Source organism: Dietzia papillomatosis NBRC 105045, assembly GCF_001570845.1.
Lineage (GTDB): Bacteria > Actinomycetota > Actinomycetes > Mycobacteriales > Mycobacteriaceae > Dietzia > Dietzia cinnamea.
In genome coordinates this window covers 1-2,776 of sequence record NZ_BCSL01000086.1, presented here as the reverse complement: position 1 = coordinate 2,776, position 2,776 = coordinate 1, and the positions used below count along the sequence as shown (strand labels likewise).

Below are 2,776 nucleotides of genomic sequence, written 5' to 3'. Positions count from 1 at the left end.
GGGTGAGGACGACACGCCGGTGAGGCGGTAGGGAGACGAGAGGGTCGAGGCCCTGAAGGATTGGAAGTACCACTACATCCGATCCTGAAAGGGCCTCGACCCATGTCTGAGCCTATCGGGTGCTGCCGGTCTGCCACCGGAACCGCACCTGCGCCCCGTTGTGTCCGCTGCGATCTTCTCGTCGGGCTCGACGACGTGTACGTCCTTGATGCGCGTCTGCGTGGCGAGCACCTGGAGGTGACCGTCGAATCCGAGCCGGGACCGGTCGGATGCCCGGACTGCGGCGCCGCCGGGGTGGGGCATGGACGGCAGGTGGTGCGTCTGGTCGACATCCCCGCGTTCGGCCGCCCCGTCACGATCATCTGGCGCAAACGCCGCTTCGTCTGCCCAGGCGGGGCGTGCGAACGTGTGACGTTCGTGGAGAACCTGCCTGGGCTTGCCTCGCCGCGGCATGCCACCACGGCCCGCGTCGTGGAGTGGGCAGTGGGACAGCTGCGCCGGGAGCACGCCACCGTCAGCGGACTGGCTCGTCAGCTCGGTACCGCGTGGCACACGGTGTGGACGCCGGTCAAGGCTGCATTGGAGGCGTTGGCCGATGATCCGGCCCGCTTCGACGGCGTCCGCACCCTCGGCGTCGATGAACACATCTGGCACCATGTCTCCCGACGTAAGCGCGGCCCCAAGGAACTGACCGGGATGGTCGACCTCACCCGCGACGGGGACGGCAAAGTACAGGCCAGGCTGCTCGACCTCGTGCCAGGCCGCTCCGGGGTGGTGTTCGCAGACTGGCTCACTGCGCGGGGCAAGGGTTTCACCAGCGGCGTCGAGATCGCCGCGTTGGATCCGTTCCACGGCTACAAGCGAGCGATCGATGACGAACTCGAGGATGCCACCGCTGTTCTCGACGCTTTCCACGTGGTCAAGCTCGCCCTTGGCGCCGTGGACGAGGTCCGCCGGAGGTTGCAGCAGCAGATCTGCGGCCACCGCGGACGTAAAGGCGACCCGCTCTACGGGATCCGCACCATCATCCGCTGCGACCCCGACAGGCTCACCGAGCGCCAGTGGCGGCGGTTCGACGAGGCCCTGGCCGCCGACTCCCGACACGAGGAACTGTTCATCGCCTGGCAAGTCGCCCACGAACTCCGACAGGCCTACCACCACAAAGACCTGCCAGCCGGGCGCAGCGCTGCGGAGAAGGTACTCGCGACCTTGCCATCCTGCCCGATCCCGGAAATCGCCCGACTAGCCCCGGTGGTTCACGGGGATCTGAGGATTGCCGGGCGAAAATAGACCGAAGTGCTTCCTGAACAGGGGAAACTGGGACTTGTCTAAGGTTCCATGTCCCCACACAGAAAGCACTCGGTAGGTGAAGCGTACTTCGTGGTCGTCTGGTCTGTCCGTTACTGCTGATGGTGTCGGAGTGATCTCCCACGCCGGAGCCATCGCGCCCCGCCTTCTGGCGGATCGAGTGGGGCTGACCGCCGAACTGTCGAAGGCCATGACTCGCAGACGGTTCATCCCAATCCATGACCGTGGCCGGGTCTTGATCGACCTCGCGGTGATGCTCGCCGATGGCGGCGAATCCATCTCAGACATCGGCGTCCTGCGCCACCAATCCGAGGCTCTTGGCCCGGTGGCGTCGGCCCCGACGGTGTGGCGCACACTCGATGAGATCACTGCCGGCAAGCGCAAGAAGATCCAGGTGGCGCGAGCCCGCACGCGGCGGCATGTGTGGTCCCACCTGCCCGGCGGAGTACCCGCATCCAAATGTGCAGGTCGAGACCTTGGGTCGACGGTCGTGCTCGATGTGGACGCCACCATCGTGGTCACCCACAGCGAGAAGGAACACGCGGCGCCGACGTACAAGCGCACGTTCGGCTACCACCCGATCGGCGTGTGGTGCGACAACACAGAAGAGTTCCTCGCCGCGAGCCTGCGCCCGGGCAACGCCGGGTCCAATACCGCGGCTGACCACATCGAGGTCCTGGGCCAGGCGATCGCCCAAGTCCCCGCCAACCATCGACGTGAGCTGCTTATCCGCTCCGACGGCGCCGGCGCCTCCCATGACCTGCTGAACTGGGTCACCGAGCAGAACCGCGTCCGTGGTCGACGGGTGGAGTACTCGGTCGGGTTCTCCATCACCGGCCCGTTGCGACGGGCCATCGCGACCTGCCCCGAGGAAGCGTGGGGGCCGGCACTGAACCCTGACGGAGACATTCGGGAGGGGGCCGAGGTTGCCGAACTGACCGGATTCCTCGCCCCCGGGCTGCTCGCCAAGTGGCCAGCGGGGATGCGGGTGATCGTCCGCCGCGAGCGGCCCCACCCGGGTGCCCAATTATCGATGTTTGAGGAGATCGACGGGTGGCGCTACCAGGCGTTTGTCACCAACACCGCCACCGGCCAGCTCCAATTCCTCGAGGCCAGACACCGGGCTCACGCGCGGGTCGAGGACCGGATCCGACACGCCAAAGACACCGGGCTCGGCCGGCTTCCCTCCCGGGAGTTCGCCCTCAACCAGGCGTGGCTGGTGGCGGTGATGCTCGCCGCTGACCTCGTGGCCTGGACTCGGATGCTGGCCTGCACCGGCGACGCCGCAGTCCTGGCGTTGTGCGAGCCCAAGGCGCTGCGCTACCGCTTCCTCCACGCCGCGGCCCGACTGGCCCGCAGCGGCCGACGACGAAGAGTGAAAATCCTCGAAACGTGGCCCTGGGCGATCGCTATCGTCGCCGTGTTCAACACGATCGCCGCGATCCCCAAACCCGCCTGACCTCACCTA

The 2,776-nt window shown here is 67.0% G+C and carries 2 protein-coding genes; both read left to right on the top strand.

The features are described from left to right. Positions 1–195 precede the first annotated feature (195 nt). Complete coding sequence (locus DPA01S_RS15825; protein WP_232303215.1) at positions 196–1,290, top strand: ISL3 family transposase; 1,095 nt, start codon at positions 196–198, stop codon at positions 1,288–1,290. Positions 1,291–1,366: 76 nt separating this feature from the next. Continuing rightward, the gene (locus tag DPA01S_RS15820; protein ID WP_061917856.1) at positions 1,367–2,767 is read left to right on the top strand and encodes an IS1380 family transposase; all 1,401 of its coding nucleotides are present in this window, start codon (positions 1,367–1,369) and stop codon (positions 2,765–2,767) included. The last annotated feature ends 9 nt before the right edge of the window (positions 2,768–2,776 follow it).